This is a genomic window from Tenggerimyces flavus, from assembly GCF_016907715.1.
In the GTDB taxonomy this organism is placed as follows: Bacteria; Actinomycetota; Actinomycetes; order Propionibacteriales; family Actinopolymorphaceae; genus Tenggerimyces; species Tenggerimyces flavus.
The window spans coordinates 718,634-741,490 of the sequence record NZ_JAFBCM010000001.1; the positions used below are offsets into that span (position 1 = coordinate 718,634).

25 protein-coding genes are annotated in these 22,857 nt (G+C 69.7%); 10 read left to right on the forward strand and 15 right to left on the reverse strand.

What is annotated here, in order from left to right; all coding sequences use genetic code 11:
• The first annotated feature begins 7 nt into the window (after positions 1–7).
• Entirely contained in the window at positions 8–928 is a 921-nt protein-coding gene (locus JOD67_RS03550) for a TIGR03619 family F420-dependent LLM class oxidoreductase (protein ID WP_205115096.1), read from the forward strand.
• A 49-nt stretch (positions 929–977) separates the two neighbouring features.
• Positions 978–1,670 (forward strand): lytic transglycosylase domain-containing protein, encoded by a 693-nt coding sequence (locus JOD67_RS03555; RefSeq protein WP_205115097.1) that lies wholly within the window; start codon positions 978–980, stop codon positions 1,668–1,670.
• Between the two features lie 268 nt (positions 1,671–1,938).
• Here JOD67_RS03555 and JOD67_RS03560 read toward each other — a convergent pair whose 3' ends face one another.
• The gene (locus JOD67_RS03560; protein WP_205115098.1) at positions 1,939–2,526 is read right to left on the reverse strand and encodes a Uma2 family endonuclease; all 588 of its coding nucleotides are present in this window, start codon (positions 2,524–2,526) and stop codon (positions 1,939–1,941) included.
• 98 nt (positions 2,527–2,624) lie between these two features.
• On the reverse strand, positions 2,625–3,251 hold the full coding sequence (locus tag JOD67_RS03565; RefSeq protein ID WP_205115099.1) for a LemA family protein: 627 nt from the start codon (positions 3,249–3,251) through the stop codon (positions 2,625–2,627).
• Positions 3,252–3,616: 365 nt separating this feature from the next.
• Here JOD67_RS03565 and JOD67_RS03570 point away from each other — a divergent pair, with 365 nt between their 5' ends.
• Positions 3,617–4,888, forward strand: coding sequence for an MFS transporter (locus tag JOD67_RS03570; protein ID WP_307782260.1), 1,272 nt, complete (start codon positions 3,617–3,619; stop codon positions 4,886–4,888).
• Between the two features lie 171 nt (positions 4,889–5,059).
• Here the strand turns inward: JOD67_RS03570 and JOD67_RS03575 are convergent, their stop codons facing one another.
• From JOD67_RS03575 to JOD67_RS03590, 4 genes are all read right to left on the reverse strand, one after another.
• Positions 5,060–5,758: a hypothetical protein gene (locus tag JOD67_RS03575; RefSeq protein WP_205115100.1), complete on the reverse strand. Its 699-nt coding sequence runs from the start codon at positions 5,756–5,758 to the stop codon at positions 5,060–5,062.
• Positions 5,759–5,773: 15 nt separating this feature from the next.
• Entirely contained in the window at positions 5,774–6,337 is a 564-nt protein-coding gene (pyrE, locus tag JOD67_RS03580; RefSeq protein ID WP_307782725.1) for an orotate phosphoribosyltransferase, read from the reverse strand.
• Between the two features lie 110 nt (positions 6,338–6,447).
• Positions 6,448–7,227: an SDR family NAD(P)-dependent oxidoreductase gene (locus JOD67_RS03585; protein ID WP_205115101.1), complete on the reverse strand. Its 780-nt coding sequence runs from the start codon at positions 7,225–7,227 to the stop codon at positions 6,448–6,450.
• A 5-nt stretch (positions 7,228–7,232) separates the two neighbouring features.
• Entirely contained in the window at positions 7,233–7,754 is a 522-nt protein-coding gene (locus JOD67_RS03590; RefSeq protein ID WP_205115102.1) for a hypothetical protein, read from the reverse strand.
• A gap of 87 nt (positions 7,755–7,841) precedes the next feature.
• On the opposite strand from JOD67_RS03590, the gene JOD67_RS03595 reads away from it, so the two are divergent.
• Both JOD67_RS03595 and JOD67_RS03600 read left to right on the forward strand, forming a co-directional pair.
• Entirely contained in the window at positions 7,842–9,011 is a 1,170-nt protein-coding gene (locus JOD67_RS03595; RefSeq protein WP_307782261.1) for a pyridoxal phosphate-dependent aminotransferase, read from the forward strand.
• Positions 9,012–9,219: 208 nt separating this feature from the next.
• Positions 9,220–10,725 carry an alpha/beta hydrolase gene (locus JOD67_RS03600; protein ID WP_205115104.1) on the forward strand — a complete coding sequence of 502 codons (1,506 nt, stop codon included), beginning with the start codon at positions 9,220–9,222 and terminating at the stop codon, positions 10,723–10,725.
• A 3-nt stretch (positions 10,726–10,728) separates the two neighbouring features.
• On the opposite strand, the gene JOD67_RS03605 is transcribed toward JOD67_RS03600, so the two are convergent.
• Entirely contained in the window at positions 10,729–11,796 is a 1,068-nt protein-coding gene (locus JOD67_RS03605; protein WP_205115106.1) for a winged helix DNA-binding domain-containing protein, read from the reverse strand.
• Positions 11,797–12,456: a maleylpyruvate isomerase family mycothiol-dependent enzyme gene (locus JOD67_RS03610; RefSeq protein ID WP_205115107.1), complete on the reverse strand. Its 660-nt coding sequence runs from the start codon at positions 12,454–12,456 to the stop codon at positions 11,797–11,799.
• 98 nt (positions 12,457–12,554) lie between these two features.
• Between JOD67_RS03610 and JOD67_RS03615 the strand changes: the two genes are divergently transcribed.
• Complete coding sequence (locus JOD67_RS03615; protein ID WP_205115109.1) at positions 12,555–13,757, forward strand: DUF7373 family lipoprotein; 1,203 nt, start codon at positions 12,555–12,557, stop codon at positions 13,755–13,757.
• An 18-nt stretch (positions 13,758–13,775) separates the two neighbouring features.
• Here the strand turns inward: JOD67_RS03615 and JOD67_RS03620 are convergent, their stop codons facing one another.
• Positions 13,776–14,174 carry a DUF3224 domain-containing protein gene (locus JOD67_RS03620; protein ID WP_205115111.1) on the reverse strand — a complete coding sequence of 133 codons (399 nt, stop codon included), beginning with the start codon at positions 14,172–14,174 and terminating at the stop codon, positions 13,776–13,778.
• Between the two features lie 82 nt (positions 14,175–14,256).
• Between JOD67_RS03620 and JOD67_RS03625 the strand changes: the two genes are divergently transcribed.
• Positions 14,257–15,210 (forward strand): helix-turn-helix transcriptional regulator, encoded by a 954-nt coding sequence (locus tag JOD67_RS03625; RefSeq protein WP_307782262.1) that lies wholly within the window; start codon positions 14,257–14,259, stop codon positions 15,208–15,210.
• Between the two features lie 104 nt (positions 15,211–15,314).
• Here the strand turns inward: JOD67_RS03625 and JOD67_RS03630 are convergent, their stop codons facing one another.
• Both JOD67_RS03630 and JOD67_RS03635 read right to left on the reverse strand, forming a co-directional pair.
• A complete protein-coding gene (locus JOD67_RS03630) occupies positions 15,315–16,076 on the reverse strand; it encodes an ABC transporter permease (RefSeq protein ID WP_205115115.1) in 762 nt (253 codons plus the stop codon).
• Entirely contained in the window at positions 16,069–16,974 is a 906-nt protein-coding gene (locus JOD67_RS03635) for an ABC transporter ATP-binding protein (RefSeq protein ID WP_205115117.1), read from the reverse strand. Before JOD67_RS03635 ends, JOD67_RS03630 begins: the two co-directional genes overlap by 8 nt.
• 132 nt (positions 16,975–17,106) lie before the next feature.
• Here JOD67_RS03635 and JOD67_RS03640 point away from each other — a divergent pair, with 132 nt between their 5' ends.
• A complete protein-coding gene (locus tag JOD67_RS03640; protein ID WP_205115119.1) occupies positions 17,107–18,228 on the forward strand; it encodes a sensor histidine kinase in 1,122 nt (373 codons plus the stop codon).
• Entirely contained in the window at positions 18,225–18,881 is a 657-nt protein-coding gene (locus JOD67_RS03645; RefSeq protein ID WP_205115121.1) for a response regulator, read from the forward strand. Before JOD67_RS03640 ends, JOD67_RS03645 begins: the two co-directional genes overlap by 4 nt.
• Before the next feature lie 102 nt (positions 18,882–18,983).
• On the opposite strand, the gene JOD67_RS03650 is transcribed toward JOD67_RS03645, so the two are convergent.
• Positions 18,984–19,397 (reverse strand): ImmA/IrrE family metallo-endopeptidase, encoded by a 414-nt coding sequence (locus tag JOD67_RS03650; RefSeq protein ID WP_205115128.1) that lies wholly within the window; start codon positions 19,395–19,397, stop codon positions 18,984–18,986.
• On the reverse strand, positions 19,394–19,792 hold the full coding sequence (locus tag JOD67_RS03655) for a helix-turn-helix domain-containing protein (RefSeq protein WP_205115130.1): 399 nt from the start codon (positions 19,790–19,792) through the stop codon (positions 19,394–19,396). Before JOD67_RS03655 ends, JOD67_RS03650 begins: the two co-directional genes overlap by 4 nt.
• A 120-nt stretch (positions 19,793–19,912) precedes the next feature.
• On the opposite strand from JOD67_RS03655, the gene JOD67_RS03660 reads away from it, so the two are divergent.
• On the forward strand, positions 19,913–20,104 hold the full coding sequence (locus tag JOD67_RS03660) for a hypothetical protein (RefSeq protein WP_205115132.1): 192 nt from the start codon (positions 19,913–19,915) through the stop codon (positions 20,102–20,104).
• 3 nt (positions 20,105–20,107) lie between these two features.
• On the opposite strand, the gene JOD67_RS03665 is transcribed toward JOD67_RS03660, so the two are convergent.
• Together JOD67_RS03665 and JOD67_RS03670 are read right to left on the reverse strand one after the other, a co-directional pair.
• Entirely contained in the window at positions 20,108–21,238 is a 1,131-nt protein-coding gene (locus JOD67_RS03665) for a glycosyltransferase (RefSeq protein WP_307782263.1), read from the reverse strand.
• 183 nt (positions 21,239–21,421) lie between these two features.
• Entirely contained in the window at positions 21,422–22,675 is a 1,254-nt protein-coding gene (locus tag JOD67_RS03670; RefSeq protein ID WP_205115139.1) for a nucleotide sugar dehydrogenase, read from the reverse strand.
• Positions 22,676–22,857: the final 182 nt, after the last annotated feature.

Consider the following 22,857-nt stretch of genomic DNA (forward strand, 5'->3'; position numbering starts at 1 on the left):
CATGGGCGTGCGGATCGGATTCGGTGCGCCGGTGGCGGGCGCGTGGGCGACTCCTTCGAACCTCGGCTCGTTCGCCGCGCGGGCGGAGTCGCTCGGGTACGCGTCGTTGTGGACGTTCCAGCGGCTGCTCGTCGGGGCTGGTCAGCGGCTGAGCCCGGTGTACGAGTCGGTGCTGGACCCGATGGTGGCGTTGGCGTTCGCCGCGGCCCGGACGTCGCGGATCCGGCTCGGCGTCGCGGTGCTGAACGCGCCGTTCCTGTCGCCCGCGTACCTGGCGAAGCAGGCCGCGTCGGTCGACGTGCTGTCCGGCGGGCGGCTGGACCTCGGGCTGGGGCTTGGCTGGGAGCCGGAGGAGTTCGCGGCGGTCGGCATGCCGATGGAACGTCGCGGGGCGCGGCTGGCGGAGTACGTCTCGGTGCTGCGTTCCGCGTGGACGACGGAGCTGACGTCGCACGAGGGCGCGTTCTACACCGTTCCTTCGAGCCGGATCCTGCCGAAGCCGGTGCAGCGACCGGGTCCGCCGGTGTTGTTCGGCGGGTCGGCCGAGCCCGCGCTGCGGCGGGCTGGGCGGTTGGCGGACGGGTGGATCAGCCGGTCGGCTGCCGACCTTTCGCGGATCGGCGCGGATGTCGCGGTGATCCGTGCGGCCGCTTCGGAGGCCGGGCGGGATCCTGCCGCGTTGCGATTCGTGTGCCGCGGGGTGGTGGAGGTCGTGCCGTCGGGGTTGCCCGAGGGCGGGCGGCGCCGGTTGAGCGGGTCGGTCGAGCAGATCCGTGCGGACGTGGCATGGCTGGGGACGCAGGGCGTGACCGAGGTGTTCTACGACCTGAACTTCGATCCGCTGATCGGGTCGCCTTCAGCCGATCCTGCCGCGGCGACGGACCGGGCTTCGGAGCTGTTGGAGGCGCTGGCGCCTGGGTTAGGGTGAGTCCACACCTCAGCCCTCCTTCATCGTTCTTCGTCTGAGGTGAGGTTCCTTGAGGTCGCTCGGCGTTGTCGCCCTGCTCGTGGCCGCCGCATGCTCCGCGCCCCCTGTCGGGCCCGCTCCGCTGCCCGTCGTACCACCTCCTACGCCCGTGCCGTCGGCCGCTGCTGCCGGTCCGCAGGCGGAGTTCGCCACGTGGGCTGCCGAGGTCGCATCGCGGACCGACGTGCCGGCGCGGGCGCTGCAGTCGTACGCGGTGGCGGAGTCCCGGTTGGCGTCGCTGGCTCCGTCGTGCGACCTGACGTGGGTGACGCTGGCGGGCATCGGCGCGGTGGAGACCGACCACGGGCGGCACGGCTCGCGTACGTTGCTCGCCGACGGCCGGCCCTCGCAACCGATCGTCGGACCGCGGCTCGACGGCTCCCGGTTCGAGTCGGTGCGCGACACCGACGCGGGCGAGTTCGACGGCGACGCGACCTGGGACCGCGCGGTCGGCCCGCTGCAGTTCATCCCCTCGTCCTGGGCCGACTGGGCCACCGACGGCGACGACGACGGCCGCGCCGACCCGCAGGACCTCGACGACGCCGCCGTCTCCGCCGGCCGCTACCTCTGCGCCGAGGGCGGCGACCTCGACACCGACGTCGGCTGGTCGCGGGCCGTGCTGAGCTACAACGACACCGAGAACTACCTCCGCAGCGTCCAAGCCCAAGCCGCCGCCTACGCCGAAGCCACCGCCGACCTCTAGCCTCGATCTTTCGTCCGGCCGTTGGTTCGCCCGGTCCGGACCAACCTGGGGCCAACGATCATGTTGACATGATCATTAGCCGCTTTACGTGGGGTGGACGCCAGGTAGAGGGGACTGTGGCCGGGTAAGGCGACCACGACGCTTCACCCACGAAGCGCCTTCCCGCTCAGCTCACTCGAGACGTCGGCACTCTCAAGCCTCCTCAGCAGGACAGGCACTTCTGTCTTTCGACGGCCAAAGTCGCCCACCAACACACGAAATCCCGAAGCTAGCGCGTGCGGACCAGGGCGTCGAGGTCGATCGTCAGCGGGAATGGCTCGACGGTCTGGTAGGTCTCGACGGCTTCCGGGCCAACGGGGAGGTACTTGAAGGGGCCGGCGAGGTGGTAGGGGCGCAGCGTGACCGGCGGGTCGAGGTCGATCATCCAGTACTGGGCGATTCCCGCGTCCCGGTACTCCATGAACTTGATCACCCGGTCCGTTCGGACGGAGCCGGGCGAGTGGACCTCCACCGCGAGGACCAAACTCGAGGCGCGGATCATGTCGTGCTCTTCGTGGACCCTGTCGTACTCCTCGGTGCGGAAGACGACGACATCCGGTTGCCGGACCGTGCCCGGTCCATCCGCCGGTGCGAGCTGGAGGTCGACGTCGATGTCCGTCACCACCATGAAGCCGGCCGGGAACTGAGCCTCGAGCTGCCCAAAGAGCCGGGCGCAGGCGACGTTGTGCCTCGGTACCGGGCTCGACTTGGTGACCAGGTTCCCCTCCTGGAGCTCATAGCGGAAACGCTCACGGTCGTACTCGAAGTCCATGAACTCCCGCACAGTCATCCGCCCGGGTCTCAGTTGCACGCTCATCTCCAGATCACCTCCTCTCATCTCCGGGTGCCCCAATAATCACATGGCCGGCCGACAGAGGTCGGCCGGCCAACAGCGCTTGTGGATAAGGGAGAAGCTCAGCTCTCCACGGCAGGCGGCGGAGGCGAGGACGGGGGCACCTGGCCGGCCGCCGGTGTGCCGAAGTCGACCGTCGGCGCGGCCCGCACCTCGGCCTCTTCCACCTCGAAGTACTCCGCCTTCGCGAACTTGAACGTCGAAGCGATGATGTTCGAAGGCACCGACTCCACCCGCGTGTTGTACGCGCGCACGTTCGCGTTGTAGAAGCGGCGCCCCGCGGCGATGCGGTCCTCGGTCTCGGCCAGGTGCCGCTGCAACTCGCCGAAGTTCGAGTTCGCCTTCAGGTCCGGGTAGTTCTCCACCACCGCGAACAGCTGCCGCAGGCCGGCCGACAGGGCGGTCTCGGCCGAGGCCCGGTCGGCGAGCGACGAGCCCGAGTCGCCGGCCGTCGCGGCCGAGCGCAGGCGCGCGACCTCGTTGAAGATCGACTGCTCGTGCGAGGCATAGCCCTTGACGGTCTCGACCAGGTTGGGAATCAGGTCGTACCGGCGGTGCAGCTCAACGTCGATCTGCCGCCAGGACTCCTGGACGAGGTTCCGCTGGCTGACGAAACGGTTGTACGACACCACCACGCCGATGAGGAGTAACACCACAACGACGACGATGGCGATGATGATCCAGGTCACGCTTACCCCCGTTTGTCGGACGGTCGGCTCACCGGATCCTACTGAGACACCCCGAAGCCGTGACCAGAACGGGTCACCGAAAGCGCCGAAAGCCGTCCACAAGCCGTCCACAGACCACCCACAGACCGTCCACAGCAGCACCTCGGCGTCAGCGATAAGTCAGCGCCAGCGTCTAGGGCGTGTCTCTCAAAGAGCGTCGGACAAGCGCGCGTAGCGCGCGAGCGCGCGGCGCCCCGCGCCCGGCTGGGCGTGGTGCAGGAGGAACTCATATTGGTTATATGGGTGACGAGCTGGACCGCGGCCAGGCGGGATGTGGGGTGTCGCGCGCCTGGCGATATTTGAGAGACACGCCCTAGGGTGCACGCGTGCCAGAGAGCGGGGGTTCTCCGAAGAAGGGTCGCGTCACGTTCCGCGAGGTCCTCGGCGTGTCGGAGTTCCGCGCGCTGTGGCTCGCCGAGCTGACGTCACAAGCCGGCGACCAGATGGCCCGGGTCGCGCTGTCCGTGCTCGTCTACCAGGCGACCAACTCCGCGGCCCTCACCGGCCTGACGTACGCGCTGACGTTCGCACCGAGCCTGCTCGGCGGGATCATCCTGCCCGGGATCGCCGACAGGTTCCCCAGGCGGAACGTGATGGCAGCCGTCGACGCCGTCCGAGCGCTCCTGATCCTGCTCGTCGCGTTTCCCGGCATGCCGTTCGCCGGCCTGTGGGTGCTCGTCGGCCTGGTCTCGTTCCTCAACCCGCTCTTCAAGGCCGCACAGATCTCCCAGCTCCCCGACATTCTCACCAGCGACCAGTTCCTCGTCGGCATGGCGCTGCGGAACATCACCATGCAGACCGCCCAGCTCGCCGGCTTCCTCGGCGGCGGCCTGCTGATCACGGTCATCAACCCGCGCATCGCGCTCGCCCTCGACGCCGCGACGTTCCTGGCGTCGGCGCTTCTGGTCAGGTTCGGGATCAAGTTCCGGCCCGCACCCGCGCACGAGGCGAACGAGAGGCGCCAGTCGTTCCTCGCCTCGATCGGCGTCTCGGCGAAGGCGATGTTCGCGGACAGGGGGCTGCGAACGCTCTGCTTCATCATCTGGTTGATGGCGTTCAGCACGGTGTACGAGGGACTCGCCGCCCCGTACGCCGCGGCCATCGGCGCCGGCACGATCGCCGTCGGCTTCCTGCTCGCGTCGGACCCGTTAGGCAGCGTGATCGGCGCCTGGGCCTACTCCCGCTGGGTGCCCGAACGCGTACGCCCGCGCACGATCGGCCTCGTCACCGTCCTCTGCCCGATCCCGCTGCTGTTCGCGTTCCTCAGCCCGAACATCGTCCTGTCCTGCGTGCTGTTCGTCATCGCCGGCGCGTTCGGGACGGTCGCGGTCATGCAGGCGACGGCGTCGTACACGCTCGCCGTCCCGGACTCTCGCCGCGCGCAGATGATCGGGCTGAGCAACACCGGCCTCAGCACGGCCTCCGGCTTCAGCCCGTTCATCGGCGGCATCGTCGCGGACCAGGTCGGCTCGCCCGCGACCGTCGGCTGGTTCGGCCTCGGCGTCCTGATCCTCGGCGGTCTCCTCGCCCTGCTGTGGCACCGGGTGTACGTCAGGTCGCCGGAACGCTGGACCGAACGCGAGCCCTCAACCACCTGAGCGGCGCGGGCGAGATCCTGCCCTGACCGGGTGGGTCGCTTCACACGGCCTGTGGCCGCTCTACCTGGCGTCTACCCGGCGTAAAGGGGCTAATGATCATGTAAACATGATCATTGGCACGGCGGCGGACCGGTGGGTGGCGCCAGAGAGCACGGAGAACCGGAGGGCGGGTCACAGCGCTTCGGAGGGTCCGTACTCGGCCCACACGACGACGGGGATCATGCCCACCACGTCGGCCAGCAGGTCGAGCCGGTCGACGATCTCCTCGGGACCGGGGTGCTCGGCGTCCCACGACCACAGGATGTTGCCGTCGATCCGCCAGCACACCTCGCCGTACGCGACCAGCAGCTCGGTGAGGCGCGGCGACAGCAGGATCGTCGCGAACTTCGGGTCGTCGCAGCGGACCCGGTACGAACGGCGGAACTCCGCGTTCTCCAGGTCGAGCGAGACGAACCCGTTCCCCGAACCCAGCAAGGCCTCCGGCCCCACCTCGAGGAACGGCAGCTTCGCGGGCAGCCCCACCGACCAGATCCCGAACCGGTTCATCTGCGTCGACGTCGTCTGGTCCTGCGTCTCGGTGGTCTTGAACGCGTAGTCGAACACCTCCACGTCGAGGTCGCGATGCCGGCCAGCGATGACGTTCCGCGCCGTCCGCGAGTGCCCGCGACCGAACGGGCCGCCGGCGCGCTGGCGGGTGTAGACCGGCACCTCGCCGGTGAACGTCCAACCATGGCTCGACGCGAGCCTGCGCAACAGCTGCACACGCGCCTTCGCGGCCCGCAATGCGAGGTACCAGATCACGCCGGCGATCACCGCACCTACGACGAACACGAGCACGATGCCCGCGATGACCCCGTCGCGCCCGAGCATGACTCGCCCCAGCCCTTACGTCTCCACGCCGAGATCGGCGAGGCCATAGACGGTGAGGTACGGCAGGCCGGCTGCCTCGATCTTCTGCCGCGCTCCGGTGTCGCGGTCGACCAGGACGGCGACGGCGACGACCTCGGCGCCGTACTCGCGGAGCACCTCGACGGCCTGGAGAACGGACCCGCCGGTGGTCGAGGTGTCCTCGACGGCGAGGACGCGGCGGCCCTTCACGTCGGGGCCTTCGATCTGGCGCTGCAGGCCGTGCTTCTTCTCGGCCTTACGGACGACGAACGCGTCCAGCCGGTCGCCGCGCGCGGCGGCGGTGTGCAGCATCGCGGTCGCGATCGGGTCGGCGCCGAGCGTGAGCCCGCCGACCGCCTCGTACTCGAGGTCGCGGGTCAGGTCGAGCATCAGCGGCCCGATCAGCGGGGCCGCCTCGCCGTCGAGCGAGATCCGGCGCAGGTCGACGTACCAGTCCGCTTCCTTGCCCGAGGAGAGCGTGACCCGGCCGCGGACGACGGCCCGCGCCTGGATCAGCGAGCGCAGCTCGTCGCGGGCGGCGGACAGCACGGATTGATCGATCGACACGACTCAGCAGAGTAGTCCTGATTGCCGGTCCGCGACCGGACATCCTCGCGATTCCGCCGTGATCACGCCGGTTTGACCGCTTTTTGGTTACCAAATCGATTGGGCTAAGCGCGCTTCTCCCGTTGGCCCCGGGCGATCTTCAGCACGAGATTGCGGGGTGCGAGCTTCGCCGCGGCCATCAGCACCTTGTACTGCGGCGACGGGATCACGACCGGCGAGCCCGTGCCGCGGAACAGCGACGCGAGCGCCTCGTTCACCACCGTCTCGACCGGGATCCACATGAACTCCGGCGCGACCACCTTCACGCCCGCGCGCTGGTGGAACTCGGTGTGCACGTACCCCGGGCAGACCGCGATCGCCCGGACCCCGGTGCCCTCCAGGTCGAACGACAGGCCCTCGGTGAACGTGGTCACCCAGATCTTCGCCGCCCCGTACGTGCCGTACGGCGCGTAGCCCGCGACGCTCGAGACGTTGATGATCCCGCCCGCGCGCCGCCTGATCATGCCCGGCAGCGCCGCCTTCGCCAGCCGCATGACCGCGACGACGAGCACCTCCAGCAGCCGCTCCTCGTCGTCGGACGAGGAGTCGACGATGTTCTCCTTGAGCGTGAACCCGGCGTTGTTCACCAGCAGGTCGACATGCGCCTGCCCCTCGCCGGGCGACCGCAGCCGCTCCTCGACGGCGGTCAGCTGCGCACGGTCCGCGAGGTCGGCCGGCAGCACCTCGACAGCAACGCGATACCGCTCGGTGAGGTCCGCGGCGACCGACTTCAGCCGTTCTTCGTCGCGAGCGACGAGCACGAGGTCGTAGCCGCGTCGGGCCAGCGCGTCGGCGAACGCGTTCCCGATGCCGACGGTCGGGCCGGTGACGAGCGCGGTGGGCATCCGCCTCAGACCTTCAGTTTGGGTGTCGAGCCGAACCACTGCCGGGAGGTCTGTGTCCACAGCAACGCGACCGAGGCCAGACCGATCAGCATCAGCAGCAGCGCGGACGGCGTACGCCCGAAAAACGTGAACGTCGCGAAGACGTTCAGCACGCCGAGTACGGTCGCGATCATGCGGGCCCAGTTCATGCGCCTGCTGGTGAAGTAGGCGATCACCGCCCAGACCACGGCCGAGACGACCATGATCGTCACCACCATCGTGACCGTCGAGTTGACGAGCGCGTCGACGGCCGCTGGCGTCACGGCCTGCTTGCGCTGTCGCAGGGACTGCTCGGCGGCCTGCCGCAGGGCCTCGCGCGGGGCGATGAAGTACGTGAGCGCACCCGCGACAGCGGACACCACGCCACCGGCGTACATCAGGATCACCGAGATCAGCACAAGCCTCGGCCGATCGGAAGGTGCGACCACAGCGTCCTTCGGATCGCTGGGCCAGCTGGGCATCGGTTTGCTCGGCCGATCTTCGCTCATCGTCGAATCCTCCATGTGTTGCCCCAACCTTTACACTCTCCCGCCCCGATCGCCGCGACCGGACCCGGACGCGTACGCTCCGAGCTTGTGAGCCACCACAAGCTGGCGGCCCGCCTGGAGGGTCTCGGAACGACGATCTTCGCCGAGATGTCCGCCCTCGCGGTCGCGACCTCGTCGATCAATCTTGGACAGGGCTTTCCCGACACCGACGGCCCCGAGGTGATGCTGGACGCCGCGGTCGCCGCGATCCGTTCGGGCAAGCACAACCAGTATCCGCCCGGCCCGGGCATCGCGCCGCTGCGCGAGGCCGTGAGCCAGCACCAGAAGCGGTTCTACGACCTCGACTTCGATCCGGAGACCGAGGTGCTGATCACCGCGGGAGCGACCGAGGCGATCGCGTCGGCGTTGCTCGCGCTGGTCGAGCCCGGCGACGAGGTCGTCGCGCTGGAGCCGTACTACGACTCCTACGCCGCGGGCATCGCGATGGCCGGCGGCGTCCGCGTGCCGGTGACGCTGCGCGTCCCGGACTTCCGGCTCGACGTCGACGCGCTGCGCGCCGCGATCACGCCGCGGACGAAGCTGCTGCTGATCAACTCGCCGCACAACCCGACCGGCACGGTCCTCACCGCCGACGAGCTGCGGGCGATCGCGGAGGTCGCGAACGAGCACGACCTGCTGGTCGTCACTGACGAGGTGTACGAGCACCTCACGTTCGACGGCGCGCCGCACGTTCCGCTCGTGACGTACCCGGGGATGCGGGAACGTACGGTGTCGATCTCGTCTGCTGGCAAGACGTTCGCGGTCACCGGCTGGAAGATCGGCTGGGTCTGCGCGACGCCGGAGCTGGTGACGGCCGTACGGACGGCGAAGCAGTTCCTCACCTACGTCTCCGGCGGTCCGCTGCAGCCGGCGGTCGCGACCGCGCTGGCGCTCGGCGACGAGTACTACGACGAGCTCCGCGCGTCGCTGCAGGCGAAGCGGGACCGGTTGTGCGCAGGACTCGCCGAGGTCGGCTTCGACGTGTTCCGCCCGCAGGGCACGTACTTCGTGACCACCGACGTCCGGGCGCTCGGGTACGACGACGGTGTCGAGTTCTGCCGCATGCTGCCGCAGCGCTGCGGCGTCGTCGCGATCCCGCACGAGGTGTTCTACGACCACGTCGAGGTCGGACGGCCGCTCGTGCGCTGGGCGTTCTGCAAGCGCGACGAGGTGCTGGACGAGGCGGTCGAACGGTTGCAAAAGGCCTTTACCAGGTAAACCCGTCGCAAGAGAGTCGGCGGCGCCGTTGCCATCTCGGCCCCCGGTGCATCGACGGCGCCGACCATCCAACGACTACTTTGCCGCAGGCGTGGCGCCGTCGGTGCCATCCGCCGAGATAGCGACGGCTCATGCCGCCGACCGGTGCGACCAAGCAGAAACAGGCAAGATAGGCCCCGTTCTGATCCGAATCATGAACGGGGGATACATGCGTTCCCGAACACTGGTCGGGGCGCTGGTGGTGGCTGTCGCCTTCACCGGCGGCACGATCGCACCGGCCACCGCGGCCACGTCGTCGATCAGCTGGAAGCCCTGTCCCGAGGCCGAAGCCGAGGGTGCCGAATGCGGGTCGCTCGAGATTCCGCTGGACTGGTCCAAGCCGAACGGCGAGAAGATCACGATCGGCCTCGCCCGCCGCAAGGCGACCGGTCCCGGCAAGCGCATCGGCTCGGTCCTGGTCGACCCCGGTGGCCCTGGCGGCTCCGGCGTGGACTTCGTGAAGTACACCCAGGTCTTCACCGCCAAGGTGCGGGCACGGTTCGACCAGGTCGGCTTCGACCCGCGGGGCATCAACACCAGCAGCCAGCTGCGCTGCGACTCCGACCTCGCGCAGGCGTCCGACGCCGCGAAGCACCCGACCAGCCAGGCCGAGTTCGACAAGCTGGCCCGCATCAACCGCAAGCTGCACGACAGCTGCCGGGCGAACTCGGGCAAGCTCGCTAGCCACGTCGACAACCTCAACACCGCGCGCGACATGGACGCGATCCGCGCGGCGCTCGGGGAGAAGAAGCTCACCTACGTGGGCTATTCGTACGGCAGCCTGATGGGTCAGCAGTACGCCGAGCTGTTCCCGCACCGCGTTCGCGCGCTGGTGATGGACGGCAACATGGACCACAGCCTGCGCACCGCGTGGGAGTTCATGCGGACCGAGACCAAGCCGATCGAGGACGGGTTCGTCGAGTTCGCCCGGTGGTGCGACAAGACGCCGCAGTGCGCGCTGTACGGTAAGAACACGAGGAAGGTCTACGGCGAGCTGCGGAAGCAGGCGAAGGCCGGCACGCTCGTCGACTCCGAGGGCACCCCGATCTCGTTCTACGACCTTGCGGGCATGGCGTTCGGCGTCATGTCTCCTGGCTCGTGGGGCGAGCTGGCGAAGTACTTCGCCGACCTGAGCGCGGGCAGGGCCGCGAAGGCGGTGCGGTTCGCGGGGCCGATCGTGAACGAGCCTTACCCGTCGATCTGGTGCAGCGACTGGTCCTATCCCGTACGCAACTACGCGCACTACAAGGGGCTGCGGAAGCTGCTGGCGATGCACTTCCCGAACATCCAGTGGTCGCCGTACGTCGACCACGCGATGACCTGCGTGGGTAGTGGCACGAAGAACACCAATCCCCAGCAGCGGTTGCGAATCAAGGACGCTCCGCCGCTGGTGATGGTCGGCAACGTGCACGATCCGGCCACCGTGTACGAGTGGAACAAGGCCGCGGCGCGGCAGAGCGGCGCGCACCTCGTCACGTACGAGGGCTGGGGCCACACGGCCTACGGCTGGGGCATCACGTCCTGCGTCGACAACGCGGTCGACGCGTACCTGATCGACCTGAAGGTGCCGAAGCGCGGGCTGCGGTGCCCGTCGATGGAGAAGCCCGGTCTCGGCGAGGGCGTGCGGAGCCAGCGCAAGCCCAGCCCGGTCGGGCCTTACGGCTTGGTTCGGTAGCGGTCAGGCGAGGTCGACGGTCGCCGCCCCTCTGACGGCGGCGAGCCGTTCGGCCTCGGCCTGCAGCGCCTTGACGGGGAACTTGCCGTCGAACGCCTGCACGGTCAGCGTGAGCTTCTTTCCACTCATCCGGGTCCGCCACGTGCCGGCGACCTCGGGGCCGACGAGTACGGCTCCGGGGTTGCCGAGTGGGCGCCAGAGTTCCTTCTGCCGTTGACGATCCGGCACCAGCAGGTCGCGGTCGCGCAATTGCAGGTACGGGTCGCCGGGCGGGATCAGGCGGAGCTGTTTGCCTGGTTTCGCCTTGCTGAGCGCGTCGAGCTGCTCCTCGGGAAGCCAGACCTGCTTGCCGTTCAGCTCGAAGTCGGCCAGGCCGTCCTGCGACCATGCGTGCTTGGCGCCGGCCTGGCTCGTTCCGACGTAGCCGGCGGCCTCGGCGAGCGTGGCCGGCCCGTGCAGCCTGAGGTACGCGCGGATCACGTTCTCCAAGCCCTCGGCCTTCTTCGGCAGCGGATACGTGTCGAACGCCTTTGTCAATGTGGTCTTGCCGCCGGGCACAAGCCGTACGCCGCCGGGCAGGCCGACCTGCTGGAACAGGCCGCCGTAGATGTGCGTCGCCTCGCAGCCGCGGCACTCGTAGGAGTACGCCGCGGGCAGCTCCTTGGTGACGGCGGCACTCACCTCGCCCTTGGGCATCGCCTTCTTGACGACGGTCCGCATCGCCTTGGCCGCGGTCACGAACGCCTCGAGCCCGCCGATGCCCGCCTCCTTCAACGGCTTGCGTTCGGCCACCAGCCGCGACGTAGCGTCGGCGTCGCTCACCGGCCAGAGCGCCTTGGCCAGTTGAGGAATGTCCGCCGTTCGGTGCAGGTGCGGCGCGCCGCGGAACGTCCACGCGAGCGTGTACCCGTCCGCGTCCTCGGCCGGCGTGTCGTCCATGCGCGCCGCCAGCGCGGCGCGCGCCGAGCCGTACGGCGTGTCCGGGATGCCGAGATCGAGCACGCCAAGGTCGCCGTCCCGGCCGAGCCCGTGTGCCTGCCAGCGGTACGCGAGGACCTGTTCGCGTTTCATCTATTCCTCCAACGAGGTCTCGCGGAACGTGCCGAACAGCATCAGCGCGGGCAGGTACGGCTCGGGGTCGGAGCCGCCCCAGTCGAGCGCCCTGACCTCCGCCTCGGTGCGGCGGCCGCCCATGACGCGGCCGAGCTCGTACGCGCTGGTGGTCAGCGTGACGCTCGGCGCACGCTCGCCATACACAGAAGCATCCGTGTCCAGAACGATCCGCAGCGCGAGGTCGTCGCTCGCCAGCTTCTTCGCGAGCTCCTGCAGCGGACGGTCGAGCGCGACGCGTACGGCCTGGTCGTCACGCGCGCCGGGCTGGCCGAGCGCGGTCCGCAGATCCTGCTCGTGCCCGACGACCTCGGCGACCAGCACCGCGCCCATCGGCGACTCGATCGCCTCGTCGGCGGTCTCGCGGCTCTTCGCCCACTCGGCGACGCTCGCCTCGATGGACTGGCCGCGGCGCTCGGCGACGATCCGTTCGCCGAAGTTCTCGTGCTCGCCGGCGTCGAAGTCCCGCGCGACGAACGCGGCGAGACCGCCCGCGAGATGTGCCGCCAGGTCCCGAACGTTCCAGCCCGGGCACGCCTCGACGGGCGTCGCCGGATCAGCGCCGCCCAACAGCTCGACGATCCGCCCACGCGTGGCGTCGTACAGCTTGGCGCTGTCCATCGTCGTCCTCCTTTGCCTCGTCGTTAGAGTGCACGGACACATCGACTTACGGGGTAGAACAGATGGCGCCGATCACTCGTGGTCTTGTCCTTGCGACAGTGCTGGTGACGCTTGGAGCGTGCGGCTCGACCGCCGAGGCTCCGGGCAGCACGCCACCGACCATCACAGCACCGAGCACGACCACGACGCCCACCACCGCGAGTACACCGAGCACGCCAAGCACGACGCCGGCCGTGCCCGCCGCCGAGCTCGACCTCGGTGAGTTCACGCCCACGGCGAGCAAGGTCCCGGCGGTCGTTGCGGACGAAGAGGCCGGCGAGGTCGCCGAGGGCTACCGGCTGGCGGAGTACGTCGTCGATCCGTACGACTTCGACGGCACCCTGACCAAGCCGGGGCAACCGTCGACCGTGGTCGCCAACGGCGCTGCCCTGTCCAACATGTACTACTTCACAGCCCCGCTCAAGCAGTGGGTGACGGGTTTCGGCGCCACCCGGCGAACGGAGACCCCGGCCGAGGAGGTCTCGTCCTCGGTGCTGCTCTTCCGGAGTCCGGCCGAGGCGGCCAAGGCGGCGCGGGGCCTGCACACGAAGTACCTCGAGTCCACCAACGAGAACGATCAGCACGATCGGAAGATCGTCCTCCGAGCCCATCCGCGCGCCCTCGTCACGGCCCAGACGAACTACGGAGATCGGGACGTCACCGCGGTCGAGGCGTCCGGCAGGGGTTTGCTGATCATCTACGCGACCAGCAAGACCAAGTCGTTCGCGACCCTGCAGACCGTCGTCGCGAGCGTGCTGGTACGGCAGAGACAACTGTTCGGCCAGTTCAAGGGGACGGCGACAGTGGCGGCACTTCCGGTCGACCCGAGGGGACTGTTGGGCAAGACGCTGGCCGGCGACGCCAAGGGGTCGTTGGCACCCACGGCCTTCTCCGGCGGACCGCTGACCGCCACCCACTTCGTCACCGAACCGCAGGGAGTCATCGGTATCTTCCGGGCCGCCGGGGTCGATGCCATCGCCGCCAACCGCGCCGCCGTCCTGCGCGCCGGAAGCCACGTGCAGGCACAGCGCCTGCACACCGGCCTCGCCGCCGCCACCGAGTTCGCGTACGCCGTCGCGGCGCCTCCGAAGGGTCTCGGACAGGCGGCGTGCTTCTCCCTGAAGCGCGGGCAGCCGGGCCTGAGACCAGCCTTCTCCTGCCAGGTAGCCGTCGATCGCTACGTCGCCCAGGCGAGCGGCAAGTCGCTGCTGGAGGCGCAGCAGCTGATCAGCGCGCAGTACCTCGTTCTGACGGGCAGTTGAGCGGCGCGTGATCATGAGCTAGCTGAGCTCAAAGGTATACGTGGTGGAATCCCCCTCGCCGTGGACGGAGACGAAGCCACCGGTTGCCTCGAGGCCCTCCAGCTCGCCCGTGCCGGAACCTTCGACAACCGTCCACGTTGCCCGCACTGTGGTCGAATCGAAACTTCCCACGTGCTGGAGGACGAAACTGCCCTTGCGTCCGTCGACGGAGCCGGCGATCTGCTCGAAGCCGTAGTAGATGCCGGACCCCCAGCCCTCGCCCTGGCCTGAGTAGAACATGACGTGGTCGGCGACGCTCGTGCCCTCGATGACGCCGGCGAACTCGTTGGTCGTGTGAGCGTGGACGGTTCGCGGGCCCTCATGCCCCTCGGGCGCGGGTGCCTCGTCCCAGCTCGTGAACTTGAAAGTGTTGGTCATGAGAGGAACTCTGTCAGCTATACCTGTCAGGTCCTGTCAGGAATTATGCGAGACTCTGGTTCTTGTGCGAGCGAGCCGGCTGGTGTCCCTGCTGCTCCTCCTCCAGACCCGCGGGCGGATGACCGCGCAGGAGCTGGCGGAGGAGCTGGAGGTGTCTGTCCGGACGGTGTACCGGGACGTGGAGTCGCTGGGCGCGGCCGGCGTTCCGGTGTACGCCGACCGCGGCCCGCTCGGTGGCTACCAGCTGCTGGCGGGCTACCGGACCCGGCTGACCGGGCTGACCGCGGACGAGGCGGAGTCGCTGTTCCTGGCCGGTGCGCCCGGGCCGGCGGCCGAGCTGGGGTTGGGCTCGGTGCTGGCCGCGGCCCAGCTCAAGCTGATGGCGGCCCTGCCCCCGGAACTGCGCTCGCGGGCGGGGCGGATCTCCGAGCGGTTCCACCTGGACGTACCGGGCTGGTTCAGGACCGTCGAACGGCCGCCGCACCTGTCCGCGATCGCGGACGCGGTGTGGAACGCCCGGATGATCGAGATCCGCTACCGCCGCTGGGGCCGGACCGAGGTGGTCCGAACGTTGGAGCCGCTCGGCCTCGTTCTGAAGAACGGCACCTGGTACCTCATCGCCCGGCCGCCAGCTGGCGAGCCGCGTACGTACCGGATCTCCCGCGTCCTCGCGCTGGAGGTCTTGTCCGACACGTTCGAGCGGCCCGACGCGTTCGACCTCGGGTCCTTCTGGGCGGCGTACTCCGAGGAGTTCCAGGCCCGCCTCTACCCCGAGGAGGCGACCGTTCGGCTCTCACCGCTGGCGTACGACCTGCTCGGCTACTACCTCGGCGGCGCGGTCGCGAAGCGCGCCCGCGAGTCCGCCACCGAGCAGGACGAGAACGGGTGGCGCCAGGCGACGGTCCCGATCGAGTCGCTCACCCACGCGCGGCTCGAGCTGTTCCGCTTCGGCGCCGACCTCGAGGTCCTCGAACCGCCCGAGCTCCGCACGCTGATGGCCGAGACCGCCACCGCCGTCCACGCGATCTATCACTGAGGTCCGGGTCCCAGCAGCGCGAACACCGCGGCCAGGCCGACCACGATCGCGAACAGGATCAGTCCCATTTTCAGCTTGCCGTTCATGACAGTCCCTCCTAGGGATCAGGCGTCGTTGCCGCGGAGCACGACCCAGGCGGCACCGAGCGCGAGGACGACGTAGCCGAGCAGGGCCGCGAGGGCCACCCCCGGCGAGAAGTACGAGCCCTCGGCGCCGGCCAACTGGCTCGGCAGCGCGTTGAGCGTGAGCGCGACGAAGCGCTCGTCCCACGGCTTCGGCAGCAGCTGACCGAGCGTGGGGAACACGAACAGCAGCGCGACGACGGCGGTCAACGCGCCCGTGGTCGAACGGGTGATCACGCCGAGCCCGAGTCCGACCAGCCCGACGACCATCACCGACAGCCCGAGGCTGAGCAGTCGCGGCACCTCGTCCAAGACCTGCGTCAGGTAGCCCGGGATGGGGCGGTCGCCGACGATCAGCCGGCTGAGGAAGAACATCGCGAACGCGCTGGCCTGCCCGATGGCCAACGCGATGGCGCCGATCAGGGTGGCCTTCGCGGCGAGCATCCAGCCGCGCTGCGGTACGGCGGTGAGCGTCGTACGGATCATGCCCGTCGCGTACTCCGACGTGACCGCCAGCACGCCCAGCGCCGCGACGCAGAGCTGCACGAACATCAGCAGGCCGCTCTCCGGCGTCATCGAGTGGAACTCCCCCTGCTGCGTGGCGTCGGCGGCGTCCCACCTCCCCGCGGTCTGCCAGGCGATCAGCCCGCTCATAGCCACGAACATCACGACCGCGAACACCGCGTAGAAGGTCGACTGGACCGAGCGCAGCTTCACCCACTCGGCGGAAACCAGGTCAGTCATCGCTCGGACCTCCGGCTCGGTACTCGACGCTGTCGGCCGTCAGCTCGAGGTACGCGTCCTCGAGCGACGCCGACCGCGTGACGAGCTGATGGATCGGAATCCCTTGCCCAGCAGCGAGATCGCCCACCTCCTCAGCGGTCGCGCCGCGGACGAGAGAGTCGCCGTCGTCGACCTCGTAGCCCGCCGACCGCAGCAGCTGGGCCAGCTCGCCCGGCCGTGGCGACCGTACGAACACGCCCTGCACGAACCTGTCGGCGAGGTCCTGCACGGTGGTCTCGGCGACCAGCCGGCCGCGGCCGAGGATCACCAGGTCGTCCGCGGTCTGCGCCATCTCCGACATCAGGTGGCTGGACAGCAGGACGGTGCGGCCCTCGTTCGCGAATCCCTTCAGCAGCTCGCGAATCCACCGCACCCCCTCGGGATCGAGCCCGTTCACCGGCTCGTCGAACATCAGCACGCCCGGGTCGCCCAGCAGCGCGCCGGCGATCCCGAGCCACTGCTTCATGCCGAGCGAGAACTCGCCGACCGGCTTGCGTGCCACGCCGGCGAGCCCGACCTGCTCGATGCACGTGACCACGCGACGGCGGTCGATGTGGTTGCTGGCCGCCTGCCAGCTGAGGTGGTCGTACGCATTCCGCCCGGGATGCACGGCATTGGCGTCGAGCAGCGCGCCGACCTCGTGGATCGGGCGGCGCAGCTCGGCGTAGTGGCGGCCGTTGACCAGCGCCTCGCCCGCCGTCGGCCGGTCCAGGCCGAGCAGCATGCGCATGGTCGTGGACTTCCCCGCACCGTTCGGACCGAGGAAGCCGGTGACCCGGCCGGGTTTCACCTCGAACGAGAGGTCGTCGACGGCGACGGTGGACCCGTACCGCTTGCTGAGACTTCGGATCTGCAACATGCCGGCAACGCTCCCGGAGCCGGCGTTCCGCGACATCTGAGCGAGGTCCGGATTTGCGCCGCCGGCTCCGACCACGGGATGTCGGACCGTGGTCCGACGCGCGGCGCCGGCCTGGCCGGCTACGGTCGACGCGTGCTGTTCGAACGGTGGACCCGCCGCCAGCTGGTCGTGCTCGACTGCGTGGCGGTGGCCCTGTTCGTGCTGGTCACGATCGGTGCGACGTCCGGCGGCTGGACGGGGCTGCTGCCTGCGATAGCCGCGCTCCCGGTGGCGGTCCGCCGGCTCTGGCCGGTGCCCGTGCTCGGGCTGACCCTGCTCGCCACGGCGGTCTCGGTGGGATTCGGGGTCGTCGCCGAGCCGTTCTTCGCGGTGGCGTTCGCGCTCTACACGGTGGCGGTCATGCTGCCGAAGCGGCGATGGGTGCCGACGCGCCTGATCGGGGTGCTGGGTGGCGTCGGGTTGGTCGCCGCGGCGACCGTCGGGCCGGTGGGATGGCTGCCCGTCCAGCCGGGCCAGCTGCTCGGCGAGTTCGTCCTCGGCTTCTCGGTGGTCTGCGTCGGCTGGGCGCTCGGCCGCGCGGTCCGCGACCGCCGGGACTACATCGCGCGGGTCGCCGAGGAGGAGGCCGAGCGGGCGGTGACCGAGGAACGACTCCGGATCGCCCGCGAGCTGCACGACGTCGTCGCGCACAGCATGAGCGTGATCACGGTCAAAGCCGGCGTGGCGGCTCATGTCGCCGCCGACCGGCCATCGGAGGTCGTCGACGCGTTGCGGGTGATCGAGCGGACCGGTCGCGAGACGCTCGGGGAGATGCGGCACCTGCTGGACGTCCTCCGTTCCGACGGCCAGCCGACGGAGTTGGCGCCTTCGCCCGGGCTCTCCCGGCTGAACGAGTTGGTCGAGCGGGCGGGGATGGCCGGGGTGCGGGTGGACCTCGACGTTCGCGGGACTGCGGACCTGCCGCACGGCGTCGAGCTTTCCGTCTACCGGATCGTGCAGGAGGCGGTGACGAACGTGATGAAGCACGCGGCGCCGGCGCGGTGTCTGGTGCGGATCGAGCTCGCCGCGACCGAGGTCCGCATCGACGTCACCGACGACGGTCCCGGCGTCCGCGTTCTGCCTGATGGCGGCGGGCACGGGCTGGTCGGCATGCGCGAGCGGGTCGCGACGTACGGCGGCACGTTCTCCGCCGGGCCGCGCGACTCGGGCGGGTTCGCCGTGCACGCCTTGCTTCCGTACGCGGGGTCGCGATGATCCGCGTGCTGATCGCGGACGACCAGGCGTTGCTGCGCGGCAGCTTCCGCGTGCTGCTGGAGACGCAGGCCGAGCTCGAGGTCGTCGGCGAGGCGTCTACCGGGCTCGAGGCGGTGCGGCTGGCGCGTTCCGAGCGACCGGACGTCGTCCTGATGGACGTCCGGATGCCGGAGCTGGACGGGATCGAGGCCACCCGGCTGATCCGTTCCGACGCGGGGCTGGACGTGCGGGTGCTGATCCTGACCACGTTCGACCTGGACGAGTACGTCTACACGGCGCTGCGCGCGGGGGCGAGCGGGTTCCTGCTGAAGGACGCGCCGCCGGCCGATCTGGTGTCGGCGATCCGGGTGGTGGCGGCGGGCGACGGGCTGCTGGCACCGACCGTCACGCGCCGGCTGATCGCCGCGTTCGCCGCGAAGCCGGCCGCACCCGAGGTCACGGCGCACCGGCTGGACGGCGTCACCGAACGGGAACGCGAGGTCCTCGCGCTGATCGCGCGCGGCCTGTCCAACGCCGAGCTCGCCTCGCAGCTGAACGTGAGCCCGGGGACGGTCAAGTCGCACATCGGCCAGCTGCTCCGCAAGCTCGACGCCCGCGACCGCGCGCAGCTGGTGATCGCCGCGTACGAGGCCCGGTTGGTCAGCCCGAGCTGAGCTGCTTGGCCTGAAACCGGCTGGCCTGGTCTGCTTCGGTACCGAGTGCAGCCAGTCGCGTTGGGCTCGTCTGCCCATGACGATGAGGTCACCGCTGGTGGACTAGGCGACGTCGAGCCGGAACCGTTGTTCGCGCGACAGCCCCTCGATCCGCACGACCAGCAGGGTGCGGTCGACGTTCAGCTCCTCGGCCAGCTCGTCCACGTCCCGCGTCCACACTGCCGCCTCGATGAGCGCGTCGAACGGGATCATCCGGGTCGCCGCCAGCTCGTCGGCCTGCTGCTCCTCGCGCCGCTCGTACCGGCCGCCGAGCGTCTCCCGATGGTCCAGGTCCAGGTGCGCGAGGGCGTGCGCGAGGCTGCAGCGCTTCGCGGCCCAGGACTGGTCGGAGTCGATGAGGATCGTGCGGTGCTTCCAGGACAGCACCTCGGGGACACCGTGCAGCGGCCGGTGCCTGATCACCCAGTCCGGGTAGCGCTCAGCGGCGTCGCGCCCCGGGTCGTACGGCGCGGTCATCGGTCCCGGGCAGCCCTTTCGATCTGGAACTCCAGGTAGTCCTGCAGCGACGCCCGCAGCCGTGCCCACTCCGCGTCGGACAGGTCGGGCGGGCGACGGAACCGCAGCTCGTCGGGTGCGTCGTCATCCTGCCGGCCGGCACCGACAGCCGGCGGCTCCTCCCCCTCGACGATCGCCGCCATCGTGCCCGGCGGCCAGCCCAGCGCCTGCTCGATCCGCCCCTGCGTCCTGATCTTGATCCACCGGTCGCCGGACACGAAGTCGTCCACCGTGCCCGGATCGAGCTCGGCCTTCTTCGCCAGGTCGGCTGGATTCCACCCGGCGGCGGCGAGCTCGGCCTGCACCGCCCGCCGTGCGCGCACCCGGCCGCGGCTGCGTACGTCGGTCGTGTCCATGAAGGCGATCCTAGCAGCGTCCGGAACGTTACGGCGGAATCAGGAACATCTGCGGTTGTCGGTGGCCTGGTCTAGGCTTGCGACAGCGAACGAAATCCGGAACTACCAGGAAGATCTGACATGGACAAGGGAGTCATCGCCAGCATCGTCATCGGCGCGCTGTGGGTCAGCGTGGCGATCGCGGCCACGCTGCTGCAGAAGTACGTCCAGGACGACCCTCGACACAAAGCCGAGCCCGAGACCGCGGGCAGCGTCCCGCTGATCCCGCGCCAGCGGCAGCCCATCGACGAGACCGTCGAGGTCGACCGATGAGCCTCAGCGACGCTGGGCGGCGGCTTCGGCCGCCCAGCCCTCGAGCGTGTCGAGGAACGCCCGAGCGGCATTGGGCCAGTGATACAGCTCCCGCGCCGCCTCGTGCCCGCGCCGGCCCATCTCCGCCCGCTCCTCGGCGTGATCCCGCAACCGCAAGATCGCATCCGCCGTAGCCACCGGGTCGTCGAACGGCGCCAGGATTCCGCACCCGTGCTGCTCCACCAGTGCCTTCGCCAGCGGCAGCGGCGTGCTGATCACCGGGACGCCGTGCGCCATGTACTCGATCACCTTCGTGGGCGTCGAGGGCCGGAAGTTCGGCATGTCCCGCAGCAGCGCCAACCCCGCGAGCGACCCATCCAACAATCGCATCGCCTGATCGAAAGGAACGAAGCCATGCCAGTTCAGCACGCCCTCGGCCGCCGCCGCGGACAGGGCATCGCGGGCAAACCCGTCGCCCGCCCCCACCACGTCGACCGAGATCCCACTCCCGGCGAGCTTCCGCGCCGTCTCCACGATCGTCGCCACGCCACGAGCCTTCGCCAGGTGCCCGATGTAGACCACGCGCGAGTCACCAGACGGCACGACGGCCTCCGGGACGAACGTCGTGTTGGGCACCACCGGATGCGCCTGCCCGAAGCGCTCCCGATAGCCAGCGTCCGCGAGCATCAGCCGCAGCGACCGTTCGGCCAACCGCTCCGCCGCCCGCACGCCCGCACCCGCGATGGGCCGGAGCACTGACGGCAGCCAGGGCTTCGCGACCAGCGCCGCCCCAGTGTCCTCGTGCACGTCCCACACCACGGCGCCCGGAAGCGAAAGGCCGGGCAGCGCGAGCAGCAGCTCCGGGTCGTGCAGGATCACCACGTCGGCGTCCCGGCCGTACCGCCGTAGCACGCCCCGAGCGGCGCGCAGGGCACCGAGGCGGTTCCGTCCGACGGCCCGAGGCAGGTCGACCGCGGTCAGCTCGGGCCAAGGCGTGGCCCCGCACGCGCTGAACGGAGCGGCGTACGTCACCGCGTAGCCGGCGTCCAGCATCGAGCGAATCTGCCGATGCAGGATCCGGGTGTCGTGCGGGTTGTGCACGATCGTGCAGACCAGCACGCGCAGCGCAGGCCGAGGCCCGTCAGCCGGGTCCACGGGCTAGGCCGTGTCTCTTAAGTAGCGCTGGTCATCGCGCGCAGCGCGATGGCGCGCGGCGCATCGCGCCCGGCTGGGCGTGGTGCAGGAGGAATTCATAGTTCGTCCTATGGGTGACGACGTGCACCGCGGCCAGGCGGGATGCGAGGTGTCGCGCGCCAGGCGATAGTTAAGAGACACGGCCTAGAGCACCTCGACGTGCTCGCCGCGGACGTGCCCGCGGGTGTCGAGCATGAGCTGGGCGCCAGCCAGGGTGTCGGCGTCGTACGCCGTGTGGTTCTGCAGCAGCACGGTCACGTCGGCGGTCTTGAGCGCCGCGGCGAGGTCGGGAACGGTCGGGACGGACTCGCCCTCGACCTCCCACTCCGTCACGTACGGGTCGTGGAAGACGAGGTCCGCGCCCATCCGGCGCAGCCGCGCGGCCACCGGCTGCGAAGGCGACTCGCGCTGGTCGGCGATGTCCGGCTTGTACGTCACGCCGAGCAGCAGCACGGTCGACCCGCGGACCGCCTTGGCGTGGTCGTTCAGCAGGTCCTGCACCCGCTGCGCGACGTACGCCGGCATCCGCTGGTTGATCTCCTGCGCGAGCTCGACGAAGCGGAACGGGTAGCCCAGCCGGCGCACGCGGTAGGAGAGGTAGTTCGGGTCGATCGGGATGCAGTGCCCGCCGACGCCCGGACCGGGATAGAACGCCTGGAAGCCGAACGGCTTCGTCGCGGCCGCCTTGATCGCGTCCCGCAGGTCGATGCCGAGCTCGTGGCAGAAGATCGCCATCTCGTTGACCAGCGCGATGTTCACGTGCCGATAGGTGTTCTCCAACAGCTTGGCCATCTCGGCCTCGCGGGTGCCCGCGGCCCGGACGACCTGGTCGCAGATCTTCCCGTAGAACTCCTCGGCCCGCTGCGCGCAGTCCGGCGTGTGACCGCCGACGACCTTCGGGGTGTTGCGCAGGCCGTACGTCGGGTTGCCCGGGTCGATCCGCTCCGGCGAGAACGCCAGCCAGAAGTCGCGCCCGGCCCGCAGCCCGGACGACTCCAGGATCGGCCGCACGACCTCGTCGGTCGTGCCCGGGTACGTGGTCGACTCCAGGACGACGAGCATCCCCGGGTGGATCCACTGGGCGACCTTCTCGACCGCCGACTTCACCGCGGCGAGGTCGGGGCCCATGTCCTCATCGAGGGGCGTGGGTACGCAGATCACGACGACGTCGGCGAGCGAGAGCACCTGGTCGTCGGTCGTGGCGGTGAACCCGGCGCGAAGCATCGCGGCGACGTCGTCGTCGGAGATGTCGTCGACGTGCGAACGGCCAGCGGAAAGGCCCGCGACCACCCGCTCGGAGACGTCGAGACCCACGACGCCGAGACCCGATCGGCACGCTTCACGCACCAGGGGCAGGCCGACGTAGCCCAACCCGATGACAACGAGGTCGACCGACATGGCGCTGACTTCCTCCAAGGAGATACAGAGTTCGGTGGGCAAGTATGTCCGACCGGATAGAGACACGCGGGAGCTGGGCTTTGTTCCCTCACTGTTACATAGGCGCCTGAATACGGCTCGCGATGGGTCTGGCGCATAAGAGTCGGCGGCGCCGTTGCTTTCTCGACCCCCTTGCATCTACG